The organism is Bradyrhizobium sp. 154 (assembly GCF_023073875.1).
In the GTDB taxonomy this organism is placed as follows: Bacteria; Pseudomonadota; Alphaproteobacteria; order Rhizobiales; family Xanthobacteraceae; genus Bradyrhizobium.
In genome coordinates, this window is sequence record NZ_JADPKG010000122.1 from 63,634 (window position 1) to 87,411 (window position 23,778).

General features: G+C 64.6%; 22 protein-coding genes. 11 read left to right on the forward strand and 11 right to left on the reverse strand.

All coding sequences use genetic code 11. The annotated features are described in order from the left end of the window. Window positions 1-41 precede the first annotated feature (41 nt). A complete protein-coding gene (locus tag IVA92_RS33575) occupies window positions 42-1,949 on the forward strand; it encodes an acyl-CoA synthetase (protein WP_247280701.1) in 1,908 nt (635 codons plus the stop codon). Window positions 1,950-2,153: 204 nt separating this feature from the next. Further along, window positions 2,154-3,959, forward strand: a complete 1,806-nt coding sequence (locus IVA92_RS33580) for a caspase family protein (RefSeq protein WP_247280702.1) — start codon at window positions 2,154-2,156, stop codon at window positions 3,957-3,959. A gap of 428 nt (window positions 3,960-4,387) precedes the next feature. Here the strand turns inward: IVA92_RS33580 and IVA92_RS33585 are convergent, their stop codons facing one another. Next, complete coding sequence (locus IVA92_RS33585) at window positions 4,388-5,557, reverse strand: M20 aminoacylase family protein (protein WP_247280703.1); 1,170 nt, start codon at window positions 5,555-5,557, stop codon at window positions 4,388-4,390. 147 nt (window positions 5,558-5,704) lie between these two features. Continuing rightward, the gene (gene purB / locus IVA92_RS33590) at window positions 5,705-7,012 is read right to left on the reverse strand and encodes an adenylosuccinate lyase (RefSeq protein ID WP_247280704.1); all 1,308 of its coding nucleotides are present in this window, start codon (window positions 7,010-7,012) and stop codon (window positions 5,705-5,707) included. A 566-nt stretch (window positions 7,013-7,578) separates the two neighbouring features. Here purB and IVA92_RS33595 point away from each other — a divergent pair. Further along, window positions 7,579-8,166, forward strand: coding sequence for a TetR family transcriptional regulator (locus IVA92_RS33595; protein ID WP_247280705.1), 588 nt, complete (start codon window positions 7,579-7,581; stop codon window positions 8,164-8,166). Window positions 8,167-8,199: 33 nt separating this feature from the next. Here the strand turns inward: IVA92_RS33595 and IVA92_RS33600 are convergent, their stop codons facing one another. The 3 genes from IVA92_RS33600 to IVA92_RS33610 form a co-directional block, all read right to left on the reverse strand. Then, complete coding sequence (locus IVA92_RS33600) at window positions 8,200-8,505, reverse strand: hypothetical protein (RefSeq protein WP_247280706.1); 306 nt, start codon at window positions 8,503-8,505, stop codon at window positions 8,200-8,202. Between the two features lie 104 nt (window positions 8,506-8,609). Beyond that, entirely contained in the window at window positions 8,610-9,263 is a 654-nt protein-coding gene (locus IVA92_RS33605) for a response regulator transcription factor (RefSeq protein ID WP_247280707.1), read from the reverse strand. A gap of 7 nt (window positions 9,264-9,270) precedes the next feature. Then, entirely contained in the window at window positions 9,271-10,641 is a 1,371-nt protein-coding gene (locus IVA92_RS33610) for a histidine kinase (protein ID WP_247280708.1), read from the reverse strand. 214 nt (window positions 10,642-10,855) lie between these two features. On the opposite strand from IVA92_RS33610, the gene IVA92_RS33615 reads away from it, so the two are divergent. From IVA92_RS33615 to IVA92_RS33635, 5 genes are all read left to right on the forward strand, one after another. Further along, window positions 10,856-11,626, forward strand: a complete 771-nt coding sequence (locus IVA92_RS33615) for a MotA/TolQ/ExbB proton channel family protein (protein ID WP_247280709.1) — start codon at window positions 10,856-10,858, stop codon at window positions 11,624-11,626. Beyond that, complete coding sequence (locus tag IVA92_RS33620) at window positions 11,623-12,294, forward strand: hypothetical protein (protein ID WP_247280710.1); 672 nt, start codon at window positions 11,623-11,625, stop codon at window positions 12,292-12,294. Before IVA92_RS33615 ends, IVA92_RS33620 begins: the two co-directional genes overlap by 4 nt. Beyond that, window positions 12,287-12,892: a hypothetical protein gene (locus tag IVA92_RS33625; protein ID WP_247280711.1), complete on the forward strand. Its 606-nt coding sequence runs from the start codon at window positions 12,287-12,289 to the stop codon at window positions 12,890-12,892. Before IVA92_RS33620 ends, IVA92_RS33625 begins: the two co-directional genes overlap by 8 nt. A gap of 116 nt (window positions 12,893-13,008) precedes the next feature. Further along, window positions 13,009-13,749, forward strand: a complete 741-nt coding sequence (locus IVA92_RS33630; protein ID WP_247280712.1) for a metallophosphoesterase family protein — start codon at window positions 13,009-13,011, stop codon at window positions 13,747-13,749. A 5-nt stretch (window positions 13,750-13,754) separates the two neighbouring features. Then, window positions 13,755-15,194, forward strand: coding sequence for a bifunctional serine/threonine-protein kinase/universal stress protein (locus IVA92_RS33635; RefSeq protein WP_247280713.1), 1,440 nt, complete (start codon window positions 13,755-13,757; stop codon window positions 15,192-15,194). A gap of 22 nt (window positions 15,195-15,216) precedes the next feature. Here IVA92_RS33635 and IVA92_RS33640 read toward each other — a convergent pair whose 3' ends face one another. Then, entirely contained in the window at window positions 15,217-15,408 is a 192-nt protein-coding gene (locus IVA92_RS33640) for a hypothetical protein (RefSeq protein ID WP_247280714.1), read from the reverse strand. Between the two features lie 50 nt (window positions 15,409-15,458). On the opposite strand from IVA92_RS33640, the gene IVA92_RS33645 reads away from it, so the two are divergent. Further along, a complete protein-coding gene (locus IVA92_RS33645) occupies window positions 15,459-15,644 on the forward strand; it encodes a hypothetical protein (protein ID WP_247280715.1) in 186 nt (61 codons plus the stop codon). 262 nt (window positions 15,645-15,906) lie between these two features. Here IVA92_RS33645 and rpe read toward each other — a convergent pair whose 3' ends face one another. Beyond that, window positions 15,907-16,608 carry a ribulose-phosphate 3-epimerase gene (gene rpe, locus IVA92_RS33650; RefSeq protein ID WP_247280716.1) on the reverse strand — a complete coding sequence of 234 codons (702 nt, stop codon included), beginning with the start codon at window positions 16,606-16,608 and terminating at the stop codon, window positions 15,907-15,909. Window positions 16,609-16,860: 252 nt separating this feature from the next. Between rpe and IVA92_RS33655 the strand changes: the two genes are divergently transcribed. Next, a complete protein-coding gene (locus IVA92_RS33655; protein WP_247280717.1) occupies window positions 16,861-17,658 on the forward strand; it encodes an EF-hand domain-containing protein in 798 nt (265 codons plus the stop codon). 112 nt (window positions 17,659-17,770) lie between these two features. On the opposite strand, the gene IVA92_RS33660 is transcribed toward IVA92_RS33655, so the two are convergent. Genes IVA92_RS33660 through IVA92_RS33670 form a run of 3 tightly spaced genes read right to left on the reverse strand, consistent with a single transcriptional unit; the run spans window position 17,771 to window position 21,926 of the window. Next, window positions 17,771-17,983, reverse strand: coding sequence for a KTSC domain-containing protein (locus IVA92_RS33660; protein ID WP_247280718.1), 213 nt, complete (start codon window positions 17,981-17,983; stop codon window positions 17,771-17,773). A gap of 36 nt (window positions 17,984-18,019) precedes the next feature. Next, window positions 18,020-19,030, reverse strand: a complete 1,011-nt coding sequence (locus IVA92_RS33665) for a P1 family peptidase (protein WP_247280719.1) — start codon at window positions 19,028-19,030, stop codon at window positions 18,020-18,022. A 58-nt stretch (window positions 19,031-19,088) separates the two neighbouring features. Then, on the reverse strand, window positions 19,089-21,926 hold the full coding sequence (locus tag IVA92_RS33670; RefSeq protein ID WP_247280720.1) for a PAS domain S-box protein: 2,838 nt from the start codon (window positions 21,924-21,926) through the stop codon (window positions 19,089-19,091). Between the two features lie 233 nt (window positions 21,927-22,159). Between IVA92_RS33670 and IVA92_RS33675 the strand changes: the two genes are divergently transcribed. Continuing rightward, window positions 22,160-22,546 carry a response regulator gene (locus IVA92_RS33675; RefSeq protein WP_247280721.1) on the forward strand — a complete coding sequence of 129 codons (387 nt, stop codon included), beginning with the start codon at window positions 22,160-22,162 and terminating at the stop codon, window positions 22,544-22,546. Between the two features lie 76 nt (window positions 22,547-22,622). Here the strand turns inward: IVA92_RS33675 and IVA92_RS33680 are convergent, their stop codons facing one another. Further along, a complete protein-coding gene (locus tag IVA92_RS33680) occupies window positions 22,623-23,741 on the reverse strand; it encodes a branched-chain amino acid ABC transporter substrate-binding protein (RefSeq protein ID WP_247280722.1) in 1,119 nt (372 codons plus the stop codon). Between the last annotated feature and the right edge of the window lie 37 nt (window positions 23,742-23,778).

The following is a 23,778-nucleotide window of genomic DNA, read 5'->3' on the forward strand; positions in this document are numbered from 1 at the left end:
AGAAGGGGTGGGGACATGCATCTGAGGGAGGACGGAAATCCATGGCGGGCATCCACGCGCTCGATCGGCTCATCGGCAACGACTATCCGGATTTGTTGACAGACGCGGAGGTCCGGGCCTTCGAGCAGGTTCCTTACGCCGATCGCGTCGCGGCCGAGAGCACGTATGACGCGATCCGGCTGGGTGCAACGCGCAACCCCGACGGGGCGGCGATCCAGTTCCTGCAAAACGCCGATCCCGCCGACACGCCGGTCGTGGTCACGTATCGCGATTTCATGGCGCGCGTCACGCAGGCCGCCAACATGTTTCACGCGCTGGGCGCGGAGAAGGGCGACGTCATCAGCTTCATGCTGCCGCTGGTGCCGGATGCTTTCGTGACATTGTTCGGCGCCGAAGCCGCCGGCATCGCCAATCCCGTTAATCCGCTGCTCGAGCCGCACCAGATCGCGGAGATTCTGGAGGCTGCGAACACGAAAATCCTGGTGGCGCTTGGGCCGATGCCGGGCACCGACATCTGGCAGAAGGTCGAGCAGATCCGGCCGCAACTCAAGCATCTCAAGGCAACGGTCCAGGTGTTCGGCGGCGGCGATCCGGCGAACGGCATCTTTGCCTTCAGCGACCTGATCAAGCTGCAACCGGCGGACCGGCTTATCAGCGGCCGCAAGATCTTGGGCAGCGACATCGCCGCCTATTTCCACACCGGCGGCACCACCGGCACGCCGAAGCTGGTGCGGCACACCCATGCCAACCAGGTCTATCAGGCCTGGGCGCTCAATCTGCTGCTGAAGGCCAAGCCGGGCGCAAACCTGCTGTTCGGCATGCCTCTGTTCCACGTCGGGGGCTCGCTGACACAGGCGTTGCTGACGCTGTCAAGCGGCGGCTCGCTGGTCGTGCTGTCGCCGAGCGGCTGGCGCAATCCGAATGCGGTGAAGAACATCTGGGGGCTGGTCGAGCGCTTCAAGCCCGAGGCGCTGTCGAGCGTGCCGACGGTGCTCGCTGCCGCGCTGGCGGTGCCGCCGGGCAAGGCGGATATTTCGAGCCTGAAATATGCGGCAGGTGGCGGCTCGGCGATTCCGGTCGCGGTCGGCTCGGCGATTCAGAAGAAACTGAAGCTGCCGGTGATCGAGGTCTACGGCATGACGGAGACCTCGAGCGTGCACACGCTGGCCTATCCGTCGCGGCCCATCCGGCTCGGCTCGGTCGGCCTTCCCATGCCTTACGCGCGTGTGCGCATCGTGCAGCTCGATGCCGAGGGACGCCTGATCCGCGATTGCGCGCCCGACGAGATCGGCGTCGTCATCATGGCCGGGCCCGGCGTGTTCGGCGGCTATCTCAACGACGAGCACAACAAGGGCGCCTTCATCGATGAGGTCTGGGTCAATTCCGGCGATCTCGGTCGCCTCGATGCCGACGGCTATCTCTGGATCACAGGCCGCGCCAAGGACCTCGTGATCCGCGGCGGCCACAACATCGATCCGGCGCCGATCGAGGAGATCATGTTCAGACATCCCGCCGTCGGCTTCGCCGCCGTGGTCGGCCAGCCCGACGCCTATGCCGGCGAATTGCCGGTGGGGTATGTGCAGTTGAAGCCCGGCGCGAGCGTCGAGCAGGGCGAGCTCGAAGCGTGGGTGCGCGAGCGCACCCCGGAGCGCGCCGCCGTGCCGGTGCAGGTCATTCCGATCGATCCGATGCCACTGACGGGCGTCGGCAAGGTGTTCAAGCCGCAGCTGCGCTGGGACGCAGCGCAGCGTGTGTTCACCAAGGTGCTGGCACCGCTGGTCGAGCGCGGCATCGATTGCAAGGTCAAGGTCGGTCCGCACGGCAGCCACGGCTCCATCGCCACCGTGACGCTGACCGGCTTGCCGGCGGGTCAGCGCGAAGCGGTCGAGGGCGAGGTGCACGCGCTGCTGGCACCGTTCGTGATGCGCCACGAGGTGGTGCAAGCGTAGCAGCCCCGAAGGACCGTGGCGTCAGCTGGGGCAGCAGGGCGACGCTTCGCCGCATTATCCATACCCCTGTTTGAGGACCTCTATGTGACCGGTATCACATAGGAAGAATTAGCAATCGGCGACGCTACCGAATAGTCTCAGGGAATTGCATCCGGGGGGACGCAAGTGATTCCGTTTCGGCTATTTGCATTGTTGATATTGGCGATGAGCCTTGCGTGCGGACCGGCACACGCCGACCGGCGGGTCGCGCTCGTCATCGGCAATTCCGCCTACAAGAGCGCTCCGAAGCTCGGCAATCCCGTGAACGACGCCACCCTGGTCGGCGGCATGTTCAAGAAGGCCGGCTTCGATTCTGTCGACGTCAGGCTCGATCTCAGCGCCAGCGAGATGCGGCGCATGCTGCGCGAATTTGCCGGCAGGTCGCGTGATGCGGAGATGGCGGTGATCTATTACGCCGGCCATGGTATCGAGCTCGACGGCAACAACTATCTCATCCCGACCGACGCCACGCTGGAGACGGATGGTGACGTTCTCGATGAGACCATTCCGGTCGAGCGGGCATTGTTCGCGGTCGAACCGGCCAAGCAGCTGCGGCTGATCATCCTGGACGCGTGCCGGGACAATCCGTTTGCGAAGACGATGAAGCGCACGCTGGCCTCGCGCGCGGTCGGGCGCGGCCTCGCCAAGGTCGAGCCCACCAGCCCGAATACGATGATTGCATTCGCCGCCAAGGCAGGATCGACGGCATCGGATGGCGATTCCCGAAACAGCCCGTTCGCCGCCGCGCTGGTCGAGCACCTGCCGAAGCCGGGTCTTGATCTGCGCAAGGCCTTCGGCTTCGTGCGCGACGACGTTTTGAAAGCGACCGGCTACAAGCAGGAGCCCTATGTCTACGGCTCGCTCGGCGGCGACGACGTGCCGTTGGTCGCGGTCAAGCCGGCCGCGACTGGTCCGCAGGCCAACCCGCAGGAGGCCGTTCGCAGGGATTACGAGCTGGCGCTCCAACTCGGCACGCGGGACGGCTGGGAAGCGTTTCTGGCGGCGTATCCGGAGGGCTTCTACGCCAACCTGGCCAAGGGGCAGTTGAACAAGATCGCCGCCGAGGAGACGCGCGCGGGGGCCGAACAGAAGGCAAAGGCCGCCGAGCAGGAGAAGGCGAGGCTCGTTGCCGAGCGCGCCCAGAAGGCCGAGCAGGAGAAGGCGGCCGCGGCGGCCAAGGCCGCCGAAGAGGCGCGGATCGCGGCCGAGAAGCAGAAGCAGATCGAGCAGGCGAGGGCCGAGGCCGCCGAGCAGCAGCGCAAGGTGGCCGAAGCGGCGGCGGCGAAGGCATTGGCCGAGAAGCAAGCAGCGGAGAAAGCTAGGGCCGAACTCGCTGCAAAGCAGGCGGCAGAGAAAGCGGAGCAGGCCGCAAAGCCGGCGACCGACCGGCAGATTCCCGAAGTTGAGAACCAGAAGGTGGCCGCGCTCTCGCCTGCACCGACCTCGACGTTATCCGCAGCTGAGCTCGCCAAATCGGTTCAGAGCGAACTGCGCCGCGTCGGCTGCCTCACCTCGGCTGCAGAGGGCGAGTGGACTTCGGCCGCGCAGCGCTCGCTGACGCTGTTCAACAAATATGCCGGCACCCAGTTCGACGTGAAGCTCGCAAGCAGCGACGCACTCGATGCGTTGAAGGCGAAGCCGGGGCGCGTCTGCCCGCTGGTGTGCAATTTCGGCTTCAAGGCCGACGGCGACCAATGCGTGAAGATCACCTGCCGTGCCGGCTATCGCGTCGGTGACGACAATGAGTGCGAGAAGATCCCGGAGAAGAAGCCGGTTGCGACGCGCGAGGATTCGAAGAGGCGGGATCGGGACCGAAAACAAACGGAAGCCGCGCCCTCAGCGCCGCAGGCATCTGGTCAGGTGATCTGCAACGCGGCCGGGTGCAGGCCGATTGCCAAAGGGTGCCGGCTCGGGACGGCCAATCATCCTTCCAATCCGGCGTCTAAAATACCTGCCGAAATATGCAACTGATGATCAAGCGTTCATTTCGAGCGTACTCGTCGCGCTTAGAGCTCTCGGCCTGGACCTGCGCAAAGCGTTTGGCTTCGTGCGCGATGATGTGCTGAAGAGCACTGCCGGAAGACACGCGTGCCGCAGCCGAGCAAAAGGCGAAGGCGGCCAAGCAGGAGAAGGTGAGGCTCGTTGCCGAGCGCGCCCAGGTTGAGGCGACACCGTCCAAGCCGCATACATCTGGCCAGATCTTTTGCAATGCTGCCGGCTTGTCGGGAACGGATGCAGAATGGAGCGCGCTAGCACCGCTGATGCGAGTTCAGTGATGGTTGGCCGGACGAGAGACGTCTGCGATTGAGTCGGGTGAGTTAGCAAGTGTAGCCGACCACTTTACGTCCGCGTCGACAGAAAAATGGTGGGTTACGCCTTCGGCTAGTCCACTACAGACTCTACGCCGGCATCCGCGTCTCGATCAGCCGGGCCCAGAACGAGGCGCCGTGGCCCAAAATGTTGTCGTTGAAGACATAGGCCGGGTGGTGGCACTCGTTGCCGTCGCCCATGCCGACCAGGATCATCGCGCCGGGGCGGGCTTCCAGCATGAACGAGAAATCTTCGGCGCCCATTATCGGAATGAACTTGTCGTTGACGCGCTCGGTGCCGACGATGTCGCGGGCGACGTCGGCGGCAATGCCGGCCTCGCGTGCGTGGTTCATCGTCACCGGATACATCCGCGTGTACTTCGTCTCGGCCGAGCCGCCATAGGCGCGGGCGACGCTGTCGGCGACTTCGCCGATGCGGCGCTCGACGAGATCGCGCACTTCAGGATCGAGCGTGCGCACGGTGCCCGCGAGCTCGGCGACCTCCGGGATGATGTTGAAGGCCGTGCCGGCGTGGAATTGCGTGATCGAGATGACGGCCGATTTCAGCGGATCGACGTTGCGCGCGACGATCGATTGTAGCGCACCCACGATCTGCGAGCCGATCAGCACGCTGTCGATCGATTTGTGCGGACCCGCGCCGGCGTGGCCGCCCTTGCCGTGGACGGTGATCTGGATGTTGTCGGACGAGGCGAGCATCGCGCCAGGGGTGGTTGCGAAATGACCTTCGGGCAGGTTCGGCATGTTGTGCATGCCGTAGACCTCCTGGATGTTCCAGCGCGTCATCAGCCCGTCCTCGACCATGGCCCTGCCACCGCCGCCGCCTTCCTCGGCCGGCTGGAAGATCAACACGGCCGTGCCGTCGAAATTGCGCGCCTCGGCGAGATATTTGGCAGCGCCGAGAAGCATGGCGGTGTGGCCGTCATGTCCGCAGGCGTGCATCTTGCCCGGGACCTTGGAGGCGTAGGGCACGCCGGAGGTCTCCATGATCGGCAGCGCGTCCATGTCGGCGCGCAGGCCGATGGTCTTGCCGGATGCCGACTTGCGGCCGCGGATCACGCCGACCACGCCGGTGCGGCCGATGCCCGTCACCACCTCGTCGCAGCCGAATTCGCGCAGCTTGTCGGCGACGATGCCGGCGGTGCGGTGGACTTCGTAGAGCAGCTCCGGATTCTCGTGGAAGTCATGGCGCCAGGCGGCCATTTCGTCGGACAGGGCGGCGATGCGGTTGACGATGGGCATGGGGGATCCGTTTCTTGTGGGTTCTTGTCTTTCCGGGGGGATGCGAAGCATCGAGCTATGGTGCGCATTTGTGCACCAGAGAATCTGGAGATTGTAGCGCGAGATTCCGGGCTCACGCTTCGTGTGCCCCGGAATGACGAAGAAAATTCAGCTCTGCCCGAACACGCGCTTGAAGATCGTGTCGACGTGCTTGAGGTGATAGCCGAGGTCGAACTGCTCCTCGATCTCGGCGTCGGTAAGATACTTCTTCACCTCAGTGTCCTTCTTCAGCAGCTGAAGGAAGTCGCCTTCACCGCGCCATACCGGCATCGCGTTGCGCTGCACGAGCTTGTAGGAATCCTCGCGGCTGGCGCCCTTCTGCGTCAAGGCCAGCAGCACGCGCTGGGAGTGCACGAGGCCGCCGAGGCGGTCGAGATTCTTCTGCATGTTGGCGGGGTACACCAAGAGCTTGTCGATCAGGCCGGCGAGGCGCACCAGCGCGAAGTCGAGGGTCACCGTCGCGTCCGGGCCCATCATGCGCTCGGCGGAAGAGTGCGAGATGTCGCGCTCGTGCCAGAGCACGACGTTCTCCAGTGCCGGCGTCACATAGGCTCGCACCATGCGCGACAGGCCAGTGAGGTTTTCCGACAGCACCGGATTGCGCTTGTGGGGCATCGCGGACGAGCCCTTCTGCCCCTCCGAGAAGAACTCTTCGGCCTCCAGCACCTCGGTACGCTGCATGTGGCGGATCTCCACGGCGATGCGCTCGATGGAAGAGGCGATCACGCCGAGGGTCGAGAAATACATCGCGTGGCGATCGCGCGGGATCACCTGGGTCGAGATCGGCTCCGGCACGAGGCCCATGGCCTTGGCCACATGCTCTTCGACGCGGGGATCGATTTGCGCAAATGTGCCGACGGCGCCGGAGATGGCGCAGGTCGCGACCTCCTTTCGCGCCGAGACCAGACGTTCCTTCGCGCGCGTAAATTCGGCATAGGCATAAGCGAGCTTGAGGCCGAAGGTGACGGGCTCGGCGTGGATGCCATGGCTGCGGCCGATGGTCGGCGTCATCTTATGCTCGAAGGCGCGCTTCTTCAGGGCGGCCAGCACCTTGTCGATGTCGGCGAGCAGCAGGTCGGCGGCGCGAGTGAGCTGGACGTTGAGGCAGGTGTCGAGCACGTCGGAGGAGGTCATGCCCTGGTGCACGAAGCGCGCCTCGGGACCGACGATCTCGGCAAGGTGGGTGAGAAAGGCGATGACGTCGTGCTTGGTCTCGCGCTCGATCTCGTCGATGCGGCCGACGTCGAAAATAGCATCCTTGGCCTTGGCCCAGACCGTCTTGGCAGCTTCCTTCGGGATGGTGCCGAGCTCGGCGAGCGCGTCCGCCGCATGCGCCTCGATCTCAAACCAGATCTTGAACCGGGTTTGCGGCTCCCAGATCGAGGCCATTTCCGGGCGGGTATAGCGGGGGATCATCTGACGGCTCCAAGAGGTGGGCGGGACGCCCCTGGGGATGCTGGGGGCGTGGGCACCGGCCAAAATGCTTTTTACGCCGCGATTTAGCAGAGCGGGGAGGGCGAAACAAACGATCCGGGCCCGCGGCCGGGGGTGCGGGGTAACTATCCACCGGTGGGCGGAGCCAGCCACGCGCTGGACCAAAGATCAGCTATCAATCACGGATCATTGACTGACAGATATTGAAATCTGTCAGCGAGATGTGTATATCCGTCTCCGGACGCTCCGATTGGGCGTCCCGCGACAAGCCCCGGGGAGCCCGACATCCGAAGCAAGCTCGGATCGGAGGGCCGATTGAAGAACGGGGAAAGCGGACGAATGGAGACTTAAGACATGACGACCGAAATCCTCAATTTCACCGGCATGATTGGGCATTGGCTCAATTTGCTGGTGGCGCGCCAGATCGCGGCGCAGGCTGCAAAACTGCCTCATTAAGGCATAGGCTTTCCGAAACGACCGGCGAGGGCGCTTCGGAAACAGCCCTACTGCCGGGTAACTGAGCCCTGAACGGGAACAATGGTGCTGGCATGAATGAAGCTGTTGTCTTGACGCCGGAGCGGATCCTCGAAGTCACCGAGGACGTGCTCAGGCGCTTCGGACTTGCCAAGGCCACCGTGGTCGACGTTGCCCGTGCGCTCGATGTGAGCCACGGCAGCGTCTACCGCCATTTCCCGAGCAAGGCCTCGCTGCGCGAAGCCGTTGCCAAACGCTGGCTCGACCGCATCGACGCGCCGTTGCGCGCGATTGCCGAGGAGCAGGGCCCCGCGCCTGATAGGCTCGGCCGCTGGCTGCGCACGCTGTTCGCCGCCAAGCGTTCGCGCGTCCTCGACGACCCCGAGATGTTCCAGACTTATCTGACGCTGGCGCGCGAGGCCTGCGCAGCCGTCAAATGTCACAAGGACACCATGATCGACCAGATCGCGGCGATCCTGGCCGACGGCATCAAGCAGGGCGTATTCGAGGTGGACGACGTCAAGACGACCGCGCGCGCCATTTTCGATGCCACCGTCCGCTTCCACCATCCGGCCCATGCCGACGAGTGGAAGGACGCCGATCTTTCCGCGCGGGTCGATGCAACGCTGGCGCTACTGCTGCGCGGATTGAAGGCGGGTTAGGCCACGCCACCTGCCCAATTGGCGCGAGGGCCATCAACCTCTCGCCTTGTGAAGAAAGCTACCATTGCGGGCCGGGGGCGCCGAAGCCGAGCGTTTCCGCGCATGGAAGTTCGGCTCGGACGATGGCACCACCGGGGGACTTTCAGGGTATGCATTGACCGCGATTTCGACAGCATCCTTTGACCGCTTGCGCAGGCGGTAGAAGGTTAGCTCCTGATCGAGCATGGGGCAGCGGAAGTGGACGACGGCGGTGTCCGGCAGACGGCAGAGTTCGTCGATGAGCTCGCCTACTGTGATGATCGGGGGATGGTCGACTGCGTTGTGATGACCCTTACTCATGACCGTTTACTCCTTCTGCCGTACTAACCGGAGCCGGATGGGCTCCGTTCCAATTTCGTTCGGCAGATTGGCGAGCTTCAAGACGGAGTGCGGCAGCTTTGCTGCTAGATCCTCGTCAGCCCGCACGTTGCTGCGAGCCGCACGAGCTGTGCATCCGTGCGTGCGCCGGTCTTTGATTTGATCAAATAATGGTAGTTCTGGACTGTTTTCACACTGAGATTGAGATGCGTTGCAATCTGCTCGGTGGTAGCGCCGCCGGCGAATTGGCGCAGGATCTCGATCTCCCGCTCGCCCAGCTGATCCAGCGCTGAACCCGTCGGCGATAGGCTGTCCTCGGCGAGAATATGCGCGATGTCGTCGCTCATGGCGCGCTCGCCGCGCGCCACGCTGCGGATCGCATTCACGATGGCGGACGGCTCGCTGCTCTTGGTGACGAAGCCAGAGGCGCCGGCGCCGAAGGCGGCTTTCACCAGCACGGCTTCGTTGTGCATCGTGAAGATGAGAATGCGCGCCCGCGGGCTGCGCGCGCGGATGTTGCGGATCGCTTCCAGCCCGCTCGCGCCGGGCATCGAGATATCCAGCACGACCACGTCGGGGTCATGCGCCTTGAAGGCGCCATAGGCGTCCGCAGCATTGTCGGCTTCCGCGACGACACGAAGATCGCCCTGGCTTTCCAGCACACGCCGGTAGCCCTGCCGCACGATCGGGTGGTCGTCGACCAATAGCACGGAGATGCCTGTTGCCGCGATATCATTCACGTCGGCCTCATGCGGCGAGCGGGATGGTGGCGGCCACGCTGAGGCCGCGGTTCGCAGGCAGGATCGACAGCGATCCACCGGCGGCTGAAAGGCGTTCGCGGATGCCGGTGAGGCCGAATCCGGCCGATTGCGCGACGCGCTTGGCATCGCCGCCGCCGTCGTCTTCGACCCGGATCAGGAGCGCGTCGTGCTCGCCCGCGCGCCGCTCAACGCGTAGCGAGATCTCGCGCGCGGAGCTGTGGCGCAGGGCGTTGGTCAGGCATTCCTGCGCCACGCGATAGGCGGTGATGGCCGCCGGGCCGCTGATATCGGTAAGATCGCCCCTGAGGTCGAGCTGGATTGTCGGTCGCGCCGCGCTCTGCGAACGCCAGCTATCTACCAAATTCACGAGACTTGCCTCGAGCCCGAGCTCCTCGGGCAGGGGATTGCGCAGCCGCTTCAGCGCATCGCGCAGCGAGGCCATCAGATGATGGGTGGCCTGTGAGATCATCCGCGCATCCTGCGCGATGCCTTTATCCCTGTCATGCTTCGCGCTCGCCGTCTCGATGGTGTTGGCGAAGGCGAGGATGGCGGAGAGATTTTGTCCGAATTCGTCGTGCAGCTCCCGGGCGAGCGCGCGGCGTTCGTCGTCGCGGATCTCGATCAGCCGCCGGGTCAGCGCCGCGCGCTGCTCGGTCGCTTCCTCCAGCCGGCCGCCGAGCGCATCGACGGCGCTGCCGATCATCGCAAGCTCCATCGAACGGAAGCGCGGCAGCTTCGTGCGATACTGGCCGCGCGCCATACGCTGCAACGCGGTGACGATGGTGCGTGCCGGCGCCAGCGCGTGCGCGATGGCGAGCGAAGCCAGCAGCGCGATTGCCGCCGCCATCAAGAGCGCGACGTCGATCACGTTGAGGATGTACTCCCAGGCGAGCGAGATCGCGGCGGCGGCGTCCGGGGTTGCAACCACCGTGCCGGCGGCCGCTGCGCGCGGACTGACGGGCCGCACCACCTCGGCATGGCTGCCGAGGAAGGTCGGCACGATCGATGCGAACCAGTGCGGCGGCGTCTTGCCGATGCCTTGGCTCTGGCCGCAGAGCGGCTTCTCGAACGCCGCGGCCGGCTGGAACTCGACGCAGACGCCGGGCGAGATCAGCTTCATTGTCTCCAGCGAACGCCAGTCCGGAACCGGCAACAGATGTTCGCGTGCTCTGCTGCTGCGCAACAAGAGCTCGCGCCAATATAGCGCCTGAAGCGCCTGCGCGACCCTTTGTGCGGAAGCCGCGGTCGCTCGGTCGACGCTGCGATAGGCGTCGAACGTCGCCCATACCGTCGCTGCTCCCAGGCACAGCGCCACGATGAGCAGCAGACGGGCGACGAGCTGAAGCACGAGGCGCATGCGATCACCCCCAACCTTTGGTAAGCTCAGCCTAACAACGCCGCCGCGCCTTGCCAATTGCGGGGAACGGCAGGATGGCAGCTCGGGCAAATTTCCCAAGCCGGATTGGGCATGGCTCTTTGGACCTGGCGCGGCGGCTTTGATCTAATCGGCCAAAGAATCCTTCTAGGCCAATCTTTCTCGGCCAATCGTCGCAAGCCAGGAGCAGTGCAGCATGAGTTCGATGACGATTGGGCCGATCGCGGGCCACGCTGCCGACCCGACCGAGCGCAGCGCGCTGCTGTTCTGGATGATCTTCACCGGGCTCTCGATCTTCGCCGTCGTGCTGTTGTGGCGCTTCGGCCTGATCCACCTGATGCTGACCTCGGACCGCACCTACATTTCGAGCGTGATCGCGCTGCTTTACGTCGTTACCTGCGGCCACTGCTTCCTGCGGACGCGGGCGATCGCGCGGGAGGGAGCAGCGGCACGGCGCTGCCGGGCGGTGCTGTCGGCCGCCGGCGGCAGCAAGGCGCTCGACGCTAGCGCAACAGCGCTTCCGCGCGGCCTGGTGCGCGACCACATCGAGAGCCTCGTGACCAAGGCCGCTGCGCAAGGCTACCGGCCGGTCGACCAGACGCTGCTGCTGCGGACGCTCGCCGACCGGCTGCGCGGCTCCAACGGTTTTGGCGCCTTCGTCTCGGACACGCTGATGAAGCTCGGCCTGCTCGGCACCATCATCGGCTTCATCATCATGCTGGCGCCGATCGCGGGCCTGGATGCCGCCGACAAGGCCGCGATGCGGTCCTCGATGGGGCTGATGAGCGACGGCATGGCAGTGGCGATGTACACGACGCTGGCCGGCCTCGTCGGCTCGATCCTGGTCCGCATCCAGTACTACATGCTGGATGCCGCCACCCAGCGGGTGTTCTCGGACGCGGTGGTGCTGACCGAGACCTATGTGACGCCGGTCCTGGAGCGCAAGGGTGCTGGAACGCCGTCATGATGGATGATTTCGGTCTCTATCCGCGCGAGGAGCCGTTCGATCCGCTCGGCGTGATGCTGTTCAAGGCGCTCCAGGTGATCGCCTTCCTGTTCTTTCTGGCGCTGCTCGCGGTCTCCCCGGACGCCAAAGAGGGCAAGATCGACTCCAAGGCCGAGTTCATGATCACGCTGGACTGGCCGGACAACCACCCCGATGATCTCGACCTGTTCGTGCAGGACCCCGCCGGCAACATCGCCTGGTATCGCCACCGCGAGGCCGGCTTTCTCACGCTTGATCGCGACGACCGCGGCGGGGCCAACGACTTCATCATCGTCGCCGGCAAGAAGATCGCCTCGCCCATCCGCGAGGAGATTGTCACGGTGCGGGGCATCGTCGCCGGCGAATACACCGTCAACGTCTCGCATTTCGTGGCGACGACCGGCGAGCCCGTGACGGCCAACGTGAAGGTGCAGAAGCTCAATCCGACTGCGCAGGTGGTCTTCGACAACAAGTTCACGCTCGATCACACCGGCGACGAGAAGACCGCGGTCCGGTTCCGGCTCGATGCCGAAGGCAAGGTCGTCAATGTCGACCAGCGGCCGAAATCGCTATTGGAGACGTTCCGCAGCAGCTGGCGCAACGGCGCCGATGTCGATCCGAAGACCCGGGTGAGGGTGCGCCGTGAGTAATCTGCAAACGGTCATCCTCACTTTGTCGGTCGCCTATGCGGTGATCGGTGCGCTGCTGCTGGTCGTGCTGGTCTATGCGCGGCTGCACTGGGTCCTGAAGGCGACGGCCGTCGTCATCACCAGCGCCTTCTATGTCGTCAGCTTTACCGAAATGCGCGGACTGCTCGGCTGGGCCAGCTCCGACCGGATGCCGACCGCCTTCAAGCTGCTCCAGGCCCGCATCGTCGAGCCGCATTCGTTGGAGGGCGATCCCGGCTCGATCTATCTCTGGGTCGAGGCGCTCGATGAGGACAATCGGCCGAGCGGCATTCCGCGCGCCTTCCGGGTGCCCTATGACGACAGGCTGGCCGACAAGACCCATGCGGCGCAGAACGAGATCGCGGCTGGGCATCCGCAGGGCGGGCGCGCCGCCGATTTCGGCGGCGGTGACGGCAGCCTGATCGACATGGTGCGGGAATATGTGACGCCGAAGACGATCTTGGAGACCAGCGGCGGCGATTCTTCGACCGGCGAGTTCAACGCCCCGCCGGCCGGCGCGCAGGGCGTCGTGTTCACGCCGCTGCCGCCGCCGCGGATGCCGCCAAAGGACGAGCAATAGCCCTTCACCATCGCGGCAGCGGCCCGCTGGAAAACCGGCACGCGCCGGCGCATGTTCTTGACGTCCCTCAATTTGGCCTTATCGGCTTCAGATAAGATTTTGAGGGTGGAGGGTGCGTGCTCCTAGCTGTCTTCTCGGATATCCACGGCAACCGGCAGGCGTTCGAGGCGTGCCTGAAGATGGCCCGCGCGAAAGGCGCGGAGCGCTTCATCCTGCTCGGTGATTTCGTCGGCTATGGCGCCGATCCGGAATGGGTCGTGGACACTGCGATGGAGCTCGTTGCCCGCGGCGCCATCGCCGTGCGCGGCAATCACGACCAGGCGGTCAATTCCTCGGCTGAGACCATGAACGCCGAGGCGCAGGTTGCGATCGAATGGACTCGCGGCCGGCTCGACAGGGCGCAGCGTCGGTTTTTGGCCGAATTGCCGATGCTGATGGAGGACGACGGTCGCCTGTTCGTGCATTCGGAAGCCTCCAGCCCGCAGCGCTGGCACTATGTCCGGTCGACGGCGGATGCGGCCAAGAGCCTGATCGCGACACCCGCGCATATCACCTTCTGCGGCCACATCCACAGACCTGCGCTCTATTCGATGTCGGTGACGGCGAAGATGACGAGCTTCGTGCCGAAGACCGATGTCTCCGTGCAGCTCCTGCGTGGGCGGCAATGGCTTGCCGTGCTCGGCTCGGTCGGCCAGCCCCGCGACGGCGATCCGTCCGCGTCCTTCGTGCTGTTCGACACGGTCTCGTGCCAGATCACCTATTGCCGCGCGCCCTATGACGTCGCGACCGCGGCCGGCAGGATCCGCGACAACGGCCTGCCGCATTGGCTGGCCGACCGGCTGTCGCAGGGGCGCTGACGGTGATGCCGAAATCCCTGGTCAAAGCAGGTGCGGAAATCGACGGTTTCACCATCGGTGAATGCGTTCATGCTGGCGGCATGGCGACGTTGTGGACCGTCACCCATCCCGGCATCGACATGCCTTTGCTGATGAAGATCCCGCGGGTGTCGGAGGGTGAGGATCCCGCGGCGATCGTCTCGTTCGAGATGGAGATGATGATCCTGCCGCGGGTTGCAGGCCCGCACGTGCCGGCCTGCTTCGGCACCGGGGATTTCGCGCATCAGGCCTATGTCGTGATCGAGCGTATCCCCGGGGCGACGCTCTACAAGCGACTGCCGGACTTGCCGCTGCCTTATGACGAGGCGCGGCAGCTCGTGGCGAAGATCGCGACCGCGCTCGCCGACCTGCATCGGCAGAACGTGATTCATCACGACATCAAGCCGAGCAGCATCATGTTCCGCGGCAGTGGCGAGGCCGTGCTGATCGACTACGGCTTGTCGCACCACAACCATCTGCCTGACCTGTTGCAGGAAGAATTTCGTCTGCCTTACGGGACCGCGCCCTACATGGCGCCGGAGCGGCTGTTAGGCGTGCGCGACGATCCGCGCAGTGACCTCTTCTCGCTCGGCGTGCTGCTCTATTTCTTCACCACGGGCGAGCGTCCCTTCGGCGAGGGTGAAACGTTGCGCGCGATGCGGCGCCGGCTGTGGCGCGATCCCTATCCGCCGCGCGCATTGCGCGCCGGCTATCCGCCCTGGCTGCAGGAGGTGGTGCTGCGCTGCCTCGAGATCGAGCCGGTGTGGCGTTATCCGACGGCGTCCCAGCTCGCCTTCGATCTCACCCATCCGGACCAGGTCAAGCTCACCGCGCGCGCGGAACGGCTGAAGCGTGATTCCCTCGGCGTGGCGTGGCGGCGCCGCTTCAATCAGGGCGTCATGCAGCCACGAGCGAAATCGGATGTCGCGGCGCAGATCGCGTCGAGCCCAATTCTTGCGATCGCGCTCGACACTGTGGAGGGCGCACCGGAGCTGAACGAGGCACTGCGCGTGACGACCGAGCGCATTCTCGCCACGCTGCCCTCGGCGCGGCTGGCCTGCCTCAACGTGCTCAAGCTCAATCGCATCGCGATCGACCGGACGCTCGACGAGCAGGGCTCCAACAAGCATATCGACCGCCTGGTGGCGCTCCGGCATTGGGCGGCGCCGCTCAAGCTGGACGAGAGCCGGTTGTCGGTCCATGTGCTGGAGGCCGTCGATCCCGCCGCTGCCATCCTGGAGTTCGCCGAGGTCAACCATGTCGACCATGTCATCATCGGCGCGCGGCAAGGCTCGTTCAGGCGCACCTTGCTCGGCAGCGTCTCGGCCAAGGTGGCCTCGGAGGCGAGCTGCACCGTCACCATTGTGCGGCCGCCGCGGATGGCGGGGGATGTGGCTGAAGCGGATGACGGCGAGGCGGCCGGATAGGGCTGCGCCTACAAACGGCGGATCAGGCCGCGTGGGCCGTGTGAGCCGCGTGCTTACGGCGGATGGGCCAGGAGAATTGCGGGTCAGCCTCGCCGTGATCCGCGCTGCCGCCGAAATACTGGATGATCTCGCGGCAGGGCTCGCAATTGAACAGGTTACGCGACGCGGATGCCTTGGTCATTTCCTTCAGGCAGTTCGGGCAATGCGGTCTCATGGGGCGGTCCGGAAAAGGAAATCTCAGTGTCGGCGCTGCGAGGCAAACGAATGGTCGACGTCCGCATTGCTGGGCCCGGCATCGTCGTTCCGCGTGCGATCGGCGCGTTCGAGGCGGCCGAAGAAGTAGTCGAGATTCGGATGCGGTCGCCGTGGAATACGGCACCTGCGCTTCGGCTGACGTTTCACGAGTGCGAGCTGCATGGCATCACCCCCGGCGACGCTGAAGGTGAATGATGCGGGCAGAGGATGCGGCCTTCACCGGTCGCGCCATGTAGAGGCTGCGAGCTGCAATCGCAGCATTCAATCCAAACCACAACGCTACGCCAGTCCAAACCAGGGTCGTCGTCATGATGTGCTCCCGTCAAAAGCAGGCAGGAGTCACTTGCGGTGATTTGCGCGAATCAGGGAAGTCCGGATGAGTACGGATCAAGATTCCGTTTAGGCATTGCGCGCCGCAACACTTGGGAGCTGCAGGTTTGCGGACTCCCGATCCAGCTCAAATCGCTTCGCCGCGTGCGCCTGCGGCTGCGTTGCGGATGGCAGCGATGTTGGTCTTGTAGGCCTCCTGCGTGCCGCCCCTGAACACGGAGGTGCCGGCGACGAAGGCGTTGGCGCCGGCGGCCGCAAGCGGGCCGGCAACGTCAGGACCGACACCGCCATCGACCTCGATGTCGATCGGGCGTCCCGCAATCATCGCGCGGATGTCGCGGATCTTGCCGATCGCGGAGGGGATGAAGGCCTGGCCGCCGAAGCCGGGATTGACCGACATCACCAGCACGAGATCGACCAGGTCGAGGACGTATTCGAGCGCGCTGATCGGCGTGCCCGGGTTGAGCGACACGCCCGCCTTCTTGCCGAGGCCGCGAATGGCCTGGAGCGAACGGTGCAGATGGGGACCTGCCTCCGCATGCACCGTGATGTGGTCGCAGCCGGCTTTCGCGAAAGCCTCAAGATAGGGGTCGCAGGGCGAGATCATCAGGTGCGCGTCGAAGATCTTCTTCGTATGCGGGCGCATCGCCTTGATGACCTCGGGACCGTAGGAGATGTTGGGAACGAAGTGTCCATCCATCACATCGAGATGGATCCAGTCGGCGCCTGCCGCGTCCACCGCGCGCACCTCCTCGCCGAGCCTTGAGAAGTCCGAGGCGAGGATCGAGGGCGCGATGGCCAGGGGACGGGGGGCGAAAGCTTGGGTCATGGCGCGTTTTCCGGGTGGCGGCCGAAGAAGAATGGCCTCGCCTAACATGGGCCTCTGCGGCGGGCAATGCAGGGGGAGGCTGCTTCCTGTGGGCGGAAATTTCTGCCGCGACCGGCACGAATTGCCGGTGTTCCCGGGCTGTGCAAGGCGCAGCGAAGGCGGATTTTGTTGAGCTTTTGACGCTGGCACGACGCTTGCTGACGTCGTTCGGAACATTGGCCGCGGCATGCCGCATCGGGTTGGAGTTGTGCAATGTTGTTTGCCCTTGGCGCGGTATCGAGTGCGCTCGACGCGATCCAGTCGTTGACGAACTCGAAGTCGTCATCGGCAACGCAGAAGGCCGGATCGACGCATAAGACCGGATCTCCGCAAGGCGCGACCAACCCGTTCGCGATCGACAGCAGCAGCATGACGTCCTCGTTGGTCGGCTCAGGCAGTCCGCCACAGATCGCGCCGGCGACCATGACGGCGCTGCTCGCCGCGCAGAGTCAGTCGACCGATGGTGCGAGCGGCGCGACCAGTTCGACCTCATCGGCGCCCTCGACCTCGAAGGGCCGGCAGGCGGCGCTGAAAGATCTGTTCTCGCAGATCGATGCGGACGGCGACGGCAAGATCACGAAGGCCGAGTTCGAGGACGCGCTCAGTGCCGGCGGCACCAATCTCGCACAGGCCGATGACGTGTTCTCGAAGATGGATGCGAATTCGGATGACAGCATCAACCTCGGCGAAATGACGAAGGCGCTGACGAGCGGCCATGGCCGCCATCAGGCGCAAAGCGCCGGCGGATCGGGCGATGCGGCAGGCGGCGGATCGGAATCCTCGAAGGCAAGCAGAGGATCGACCTCGACGACGACGACCAATGCCGATGGCTCGACCATCACCACCGTCACCTATGCGGACGGCTTCAAGATGTCGACGACGGTCCCTGGCGCGTCCCGCTCGTCAACCGCGAATAGTGGCGGCAATTCGCCGTATGACTGGTTCGGGCAGATGATGCAGCGCCAGGCGCAGGCCGCGTCCACCGCTTCTTCGACGTCAATGAGCGTGTGAGCGGGATCCAGGCTACAGCATGATCTGGGAAAGCGTGCAGCGGTTGTCCGAATAGATCATGCTCAACCAATAACCCAAAGCGCAATGACGTTCATCCTGATCTCATCGCGCTTTAGCCTACGTAGTCGTGGGTAGTGTCACGATAGGCATACCGATCGCGGATTTCGCGGTTGAAGAACGATCCCTTTGAGCGGGCCTGACTGAACGCGGCCGCGACCTCGGCCGGAACGTCCTCGTAGACATACAGGCGACCGCTGACGAAAGTCACCTTCAGCTCACGCGTATCGGGCGCATAGCGAAAGAAGCGGATCACTGACGACGGCATGACGGTGCACCTTGGCTCCGTCGGAATAACGCCATGTCAGGCGTTTCGTTGCTCTCCGAAGCGATCGTTCCACGCCGGCTGCGCCCCGGCGAACGGCAGGGCCGTCGCGCCGTAAACGCCGCGGGCGATGGCACGCGCGACCACGTTGGCTGCGACCGTGCCGAGTTCGGTGAGGCCGACCAGCGGCTCGATCGGCTTCACGCAGGTCGCGGCGGCGAACAGCACGTCGCCGTCGGTCGGCGCATGCACCGGATAGATCGCGCGGGCAAAGCCGGTATGCGCGATCATCGCCAGCCGCTTGGCCTGGGGCTTGGTCAGCACCGCGTCGGTGACGACGACGCCGATCGTGGTGTTTTCGCGCGCGCTCGCGGCAGGACCGCCCTTGATGCGCATGCGGAGCATGTCGTCGGTGAACTTGTCCGGCAGGCCGCGTCCGCCGAATTCGCCGTCCACCTCGAACGGCGCCGCCCAGAACCACGGTCCGTTGCCGACGGTGACGCTGCCCACCGCGTTGACGGCGACGATCGCCGCGACCTTGACACCGTCGGGCGTCAGCGCCGAGGCCGAGCCCAGCCCGCCCTTGAACGTTGCGGTGGTGGCACCGAGGCCGGCGCCGACGCTGCCGAGCGCGAAGTCCGTGCCAGCGGCGGCTGCCGCGGCGTAGCCGAGCTCGCGATAGGGCGAGAAGCGTCCCCAGGCCTTGTCGCCGCCGTTGAGGAGATCGAACAGGATCGCGCCCGGCACGATCGGGATCAGCGCTTCGCGAACCCGGTGGCCGCGGCCCTGCTCGGCGAGCCAGGCCTGCACGCCGCCGCCGGTATCGAGGCCAAAGGCGGAACCGCCCGACAGCGCGATGGCGTCGATGCGCTCGACGGTGTTGGCAAGATCGAGCAATGCGTCCTCGCGTGTGCCGGGTCCGCCGCCGCGAACGTCGATCGCGGCGATCGCGGGAGAATCGAAGATGACCGCGGTCGCGCCAGAGGCGACTTTTGCGTCTTCGGCATGGCCGACGCGGACGCCGGCAACGTCGGTGAGGAGATTCTTCAAACTGGCCTCGCGAGCTGAGAGGAGTTCGCCTCTGCGATAGCGCAGAGACGTCGCAGGCTCAACTGGCGAGGGCCGCCCTGAGCATCTTGGCGAGCTCGGATTTGCGGTAGGGCTTGGCCAGCAGCAGCACGCCGGAATCGAGCCGGCCGTGATGGACGATGGCGTTCTCGGTGTAGCCCGAGGTGAATAGCGTCTTCAGGTCGGGGCGGCGCTTCTGCGCTTCGTCGGCAAGCTGGCGGCCGTTCATGTTGCCTGGCATGATGATGTCGGTGAAAAGCAGGTCGATGGTCTTGTCGTTGTCGATAATGGTGAGGGCCTCGGCGCCGTTGGCGGCCTCGAGCGCGGTATAGCCGAGGCTCCTGACCTGCGTCACAACATATTGCCGCACCAGGGCGTCGTCCTCGACGATCAGGATCTTCTCATTGCCGCCGGCGATCGGCGCATTCTGGAGCGCCTCGAACGCGGTCTCCTGCACCCCGGTCGAGCGCGGCAGGTAGATCTTCACGCTCGTGCCGTGGCCTTGCTCGCTGTAGATTTTGATGTGGCCGCCCGACTGCTTGACGAAGCCGAACACCATGCTCAAGCCCAGGCCGGTGCCCTTGCCAACCTCCTTGGTGGTGAAGAAGGGATCGAATACCCGGTCGATCAGGTCCGGCGGAATTCCGGTGCCGGTGTCGCTGACGGCGATCATCACGTAATTGCCGGCGACCACGTCGGGATTCATACTGGCATAGCCGTCGTCGAGGAAGATGTTGCGCGTCTCCAGCACCAAGGTGCCGCCGTCGGGCATGGCATCGCGCGCGTTCAATGCGAGATTCAGGATCGCGGTGGAGAGCTGGCCCGGATCGACCAGCGCGGGCCAGGCGTCCTCGGTGAGCTGCGGCAAGATCGTGATCTGCTCGCCCAGGGTCGGATGCAGCAGCTTGGCAGCTTCGAGCACCAGTGCATTAACGTCGATCTCGCGCGGCTGGAGCGGCTGCTTGCGTGCGAAGGCGAGCAGGTGCTTGGTCAGTTGCGCGCCGCGTTCAGCCGCATCGTCGATCAACTTGGTGATGGCGGCAAGCTCCGGCCTGTCGGCGACGGCGTCGCTGAGAATGCCGATCGTGCCCGTGATGACGGTCAGCACGTTGTTGAAGTCGTGAGCGACGCCGCCGGTCAACTGGCCGATCGAATCCATCTTCTGGACCTGCCGGAGCTGGGCCTCGGCCGCCTGCTTGTCGGTGAGATCGCGGCCGATGAAGAAATGGCGTTTCACCGGCTCCGACCAGGTGCCCATCCAGTTCAGCGTGACCTCGTGACCGTCGTAATGGTAGTAGCGCGCCTCGAAGCTGCGCTTGACCGCGCCACGCCGGGCTGCGCGCATCTCGCTCCGCGTCTTCTCCAGATCGTCAGGATGGATGAACTCGGTCGCGCTGTGCCCGACCATGTCCTCGGGGCTGTAGCCGAGAATGTTCTTCACGCTCGGGCTGACCTGGACGAAATTGCCATAGCCGTCGGTGACCAGGATCAGGTCCTGCGATGTCTCGAAGATGCGCTGGCGTTCTTCAGTCTCGCGGCGAAGCTTCTCTCTCGCCTGCTTCTCTTCGGTAATGTCGTGGGCGATCTTGGAGGCGCCGATGATCTCGCCCTGATCTGTGCGCAGGGGAGAGATATTCAGGACGACGTCGAGTGGGCGTCCGTCTTTTCGGATGCGGACCGTCTCGTGCTGGGCGATCGACTCGTTGCTGGCGACCCGGTTGAGGATGCTCCTGACTTCGCCCTTGCGGTCCGGCGGCACGATGATGTCGATTGGCTGGCCGACGGCTTCCGCAGCGGAATAGCCGAACAGATGCTCGGCGGCCTTGTTCCAGCCGGTGATGATGCCGTCGAGCGTTTTCGTGATGATGGCGTCGTTGGAGGACTCGATCACCGCGCCATATAGCGCGAGGCGCTTGCCGTAATAGTCGCGTTCCGAAGCCGATTGCTGGCGCAACCTGCCGACGAGGCCCATCGTGTGCGCCTGAAGACGGACATTCTCGATGAGGAGCACCGCGAGCACGAAGGTCGCTGCGGCGAGGCCGTAGAGCCGGCCGGCATAGAAGCCGAGGTCGAAGCGCGCGACGTTGACGATCGCCGACAGCGCGATGTCGAACAGCCAGGCGCACATGACGACCATGAGCCAGACGTCGATGACCGTATGCGGTCTGCGGAACCAGAGCGAGACAAGCGCGGCAAAACTCAGCGACCACACGAAGGACACGACGCCGATCATGGTCGGCGTGTAGTGGCCGTCGCGCAGCAGGACCGGCAACAGATCGTGTTGCGCGGTGACGATCCAGGTGCAGACGGCCATCGCGACGATGATTCCGAGCACGCAGGCATAGATCGCACTGCTCGTCGCACCCCGGAGCCGGGAGCCTCCGTCCTTTTCCTTCAGCCAGGCATAGCCCAGCACGCATAGCGGGAAGACGCCGTGCCAGATCATGTAGAGCCAGACCGTGGTTTGCCGGCCCGCGCCGAAGAGCCCGGTCGGTGTGAACAGGCCGGGGAAGGTGAGGGCATGGACCAGTGCCGCTGCGGCGGTGAAGAGATAACCGGTCGCGAGCCATAGCAATGCACGAGTCCGCAAGACTGCGAATTGCGAGAGCAGCAGCACTGCCGTGACGATGTCGCTGATGGCGAGCGCCGATTGGTAACTCGCGACGAAGGCGGGGACCGGCAGTAGCGGGATACCCGCGAAGGGTACAGCCGCTGCGAACAGGATCGAGGACACGCCGACAATCGTCAATGCCGCAGCGCGGTCGGTCGAGGTGGCCGGCAGGGTCGAAAGAAATGTGCTTCGGTCGATCGTTGCAGGCACGTCCACCTCTCGCAGGTCGATTTTGAGCTGGTCGGTCTTCAGCAGGGTCTTGAGCATCTCCGCTAGTCTCATTCGACTGCGAGCCCGTTCATGGTAGCGGGTTCTGGCGCTCATCGTGAACGGAACCGGCTTACGACTCAACCGACGGTTACAGCTTACTTAATTCTGGTGAGAACGCGGAGCAGGGATCGGTAAGATGGGCTTTACTGGACGGTGTCATAATGCCCCTCCGCCGCGGCGGGTTCCAGGTTTAAATCAGGCGATCTGATTTCGATATCGAGAGTTGTCCCATGCCCCGCGTTCTCGTCATCGACGACCAAAAGGACGTCCGCGCGATGGTCGCGATCGTGCTTCGGGTCAATGGTTTCGAGGTCGTGGAGGCCAAAAGCGGTGCGGCGGGGCTGAAAGCCTTCGCGGAAAGCCCCTTTGACGGGGCGATCGTCGACATCTTCCTCGGTGATACCAACGGCCTGGATGTCATCGCGGCCCTGCGCGAGCGCGCGCCTGCGCTCCCCGTCATTGCGGTGTCCGGAATGACGACGCTCGATTTCATGGACCAATCGCCCCACCTCGCCAATGTGGTCTGCCTGCAAAAGCCGTTTCGACCGAATGATCTCCTGCAAGCTCTGCGAAAGGCCGAGGCGGCGCCGAGCGGCGAGCTGCCGGCCGCGGTCTGACCTCACGCAAGAAGAACGCCCCGGGGCGAGCCGGGGCGTGGTGATGATTGGTCGGTCTGAGGCCACTCTAGCGGGGTTAGGTGCCGTTGCCCCTGATCTCGACGTAACCGCCCTTGGCATCCCATTTGTAGACGACGTAGTCGATCTGCTTGATGTCGCCCTTGGCGTCATACTCGATCGGGCCGATCACGGTGTCCCACTTGCCGGCCTTGATCGTCTCCATGACCTTCTTGGCGTCGGTGGTGCCGGCCTTCTTGGCCGCCTGCGACCAGACCTGCATCGCCGCGTAGGTGTAGAGCGTATAGCCCTCGGGATCGATGCCCTTGGCCTTGAACGCCTCGACGATCTTCTTCGCCGTCGGCTTATTGCGCGGATCGGGGCCGAAGGTGAACAGCGTGCCTTCGCCGGCCGGACCGGTGATGGAGGCGTACTCCTTGTCGGCGAGCGCGTCGCCGGCCATTAGCACGGTCTTGAGGCCCTGATCGCGCATCTGACGCAGGATCAGGCCGCTCTCCTGATGATAGCCGCCGACATAGACGAGATCGATGTTGTCACGCTTCAGGCGCGAGACGATGGCGTTGAAGTCTTTGTCACCCTTGTTGTAGGACTCGTACATCTTCTCGGTGATGCCGGCCTTGTTGAGCGCCTTCTTGGTCTCGTCGGCAAGACCCTTGCCGTAGGTGGTCTTGTCGTTGAGGATCGCGATGTTCTTGCCCTTGTAATTCTTGGCGATGTATTGCGCCGCGATCAGGCCTTGCTGGTCGTCGCGGCCGCAGACGCGCGCCACGTTCCAGAGCTTGCGCTCGGTGAACAGCGGGTTGGTCGAGGCCGGCGTGATCTGGAGCACGTTGCCGTCGGCATAGGCCTCCGAAGCGGGAATCGACGAGGACGAGCAATAATGCCCGGCCACGAACGGGATTTTCGCGCCGGCGATCTTCTCGGCGATCGAGCGCGCCTGCTTCGGATCGCAAGCGTCGTCCTCGACGGACAGGGCCAGCTTCTTGCCGTTGAGACCGCCGGCGGCGTTGATGTCGGCCACGGCCATCTCGGCGCCATTCTTCATCTGGCGGCCGAAGGCGGACTCGCCGCCGGTCATCGGGCCTGCGACTGCGACGGTGACATCCTGCGCGAATGCCGCGCTCGAGAGCGCGAGCGATGCGCCGAATGCCAGGCCGATGAGCTTCAGTGATTTCATGAGATACCTCGCGGGTGGTCGCCTGTGGAAGTTGCCG

Excerpts from the sequence above, each read along its gene's own strand:
- IVA92_RS33585 (WP_247280703.1), bottom strand. The coding sequence starts at position 5,557 with ATGCCCATCGTCAACCGCATCGCCGCCCTGTCCGACGAAATGGCCGCC.
- purB (WP_247280704.1), bottom strand. The coding sequence starts at position 7,012 with ATGATCCCCCGCTATACCCGCCCGGAAATGGCCTCGATCTGGGAGCCG.
- IVA92_RS33645 (WP_247280715.1), top strand. The coding sequence starts at position 15,459 with ATGGTCGACGTCCGCATTGCTGGGCCCGGCATCGTCGTTCCGCGTGCG.
- IVA92_RS33675 (WP_247280721.1), top strand. The coding sequence starts at position 22,160 with ATGCCCCGCGTTCTCGTCATCGACGACCAAAAGGACGTCCGCGCGATG.
- IVA92_RS33670 (WP_247280720.1), bottom strand. The coding sequence starts at position 21,926 with ATGCTCAAGACCCTGCTGAAGACCGACCAGCTCAAAATCGACCTGCGA.
- IVA92_RS33580 (WP_247280702.1), top strand. The coding sequence starts at position 2,154 with ATGAGCCTTGCGTGCGGACCGGCACACGCCGACCGGCGGGTCGCGCTC.
- IVA92_RS33660 (WP_247280718.1), bottom strand. The coding sequence starts at position 17,983 with ATGCCGTCGTCAGTGATCCGCTTCTTTCGCTATGCGCCCGATACGCGT.
- IVA92_RS33680 (WP_247280722.1), bottom strand. The coding sequence starts at position 23,741 with ATGAAATCACTGAAGCTCATCGGCCTGGCATTCGGCGCATCGCTCGCG.
- IVA92_RS33640 (WP_247280714.1), bottom strand. The coding sequence starts at position 15,408 with ATGAGACCGCATTGCCCGAACTGCCTGAAGGAAATGACCAAGGCATCC.
- IVA92_RS33655 (WP_247280717.1), top strand. The coding sequence starts at position 16,861 with ATGTTGTTTGCCCTTGGCGCGGTATCGAGTGCGCTCGACGCGATCCAG.
- rpe (WP_247280716.1), bottom strand. The coding sequence starts at position 16,608 with ATGACCCAAGCTTTCGCCCCCCGTCCCCTGGCCATCGCGCCCTCGATC.
- IVA92_RS33620 (WP_247280710.1), top strand. The coding sequence starts at position 11,623 with ATGATGGATGATTTCGGTCTCTATCCGCGCGAGGAGCCGTTCGATCCG.
- IVA92_RS33615 (WP_247280709.1), top strand. The coding sequence starts at position 10,856 with ATGAGTTCGATGACGATTGGGCCGATCGCGGGCCACGCTGCCGACCCG.
- IVA92_RS33575 (WP_247280701.1), top strand. The coding sequence starts at position 42 with ATGGCGGGCATCCACGCGCTCGATCGGCTCATCGGCAACGACTATCCG.
- IVA92_RS33610 (WP_247280708.1), bottom strand. The coding sequence starts at position 10,641 with ATGCGCCTCGTGCTTCAGCTCGTCGCCCGTCTGCTGCTCATCGTGGCG.
- IVA92_RS33635 (WP_247280713.1), top strand. The coding sequence starts at position 13,755 with ATGCCGAAATCCCTGGTCAAAGCAGGTGCGGAAATCGACGGTTTCACC.
- IVA92_RS33595 (WP_247280705.1), top strand. The coding sequence starts at position 7,579 with ATGAATGAAGCTGTTGTCTTGACGCCGGAGCGGATCCTCGAAGTCACC.
- IVA92_RS33600 (WP_247280706.1), bottom strand. The coding sequence starts at position 8,505 with ATGAGTAAGGGTCATCACAACGCAGTCGACCATCCCCCGATCATCACA.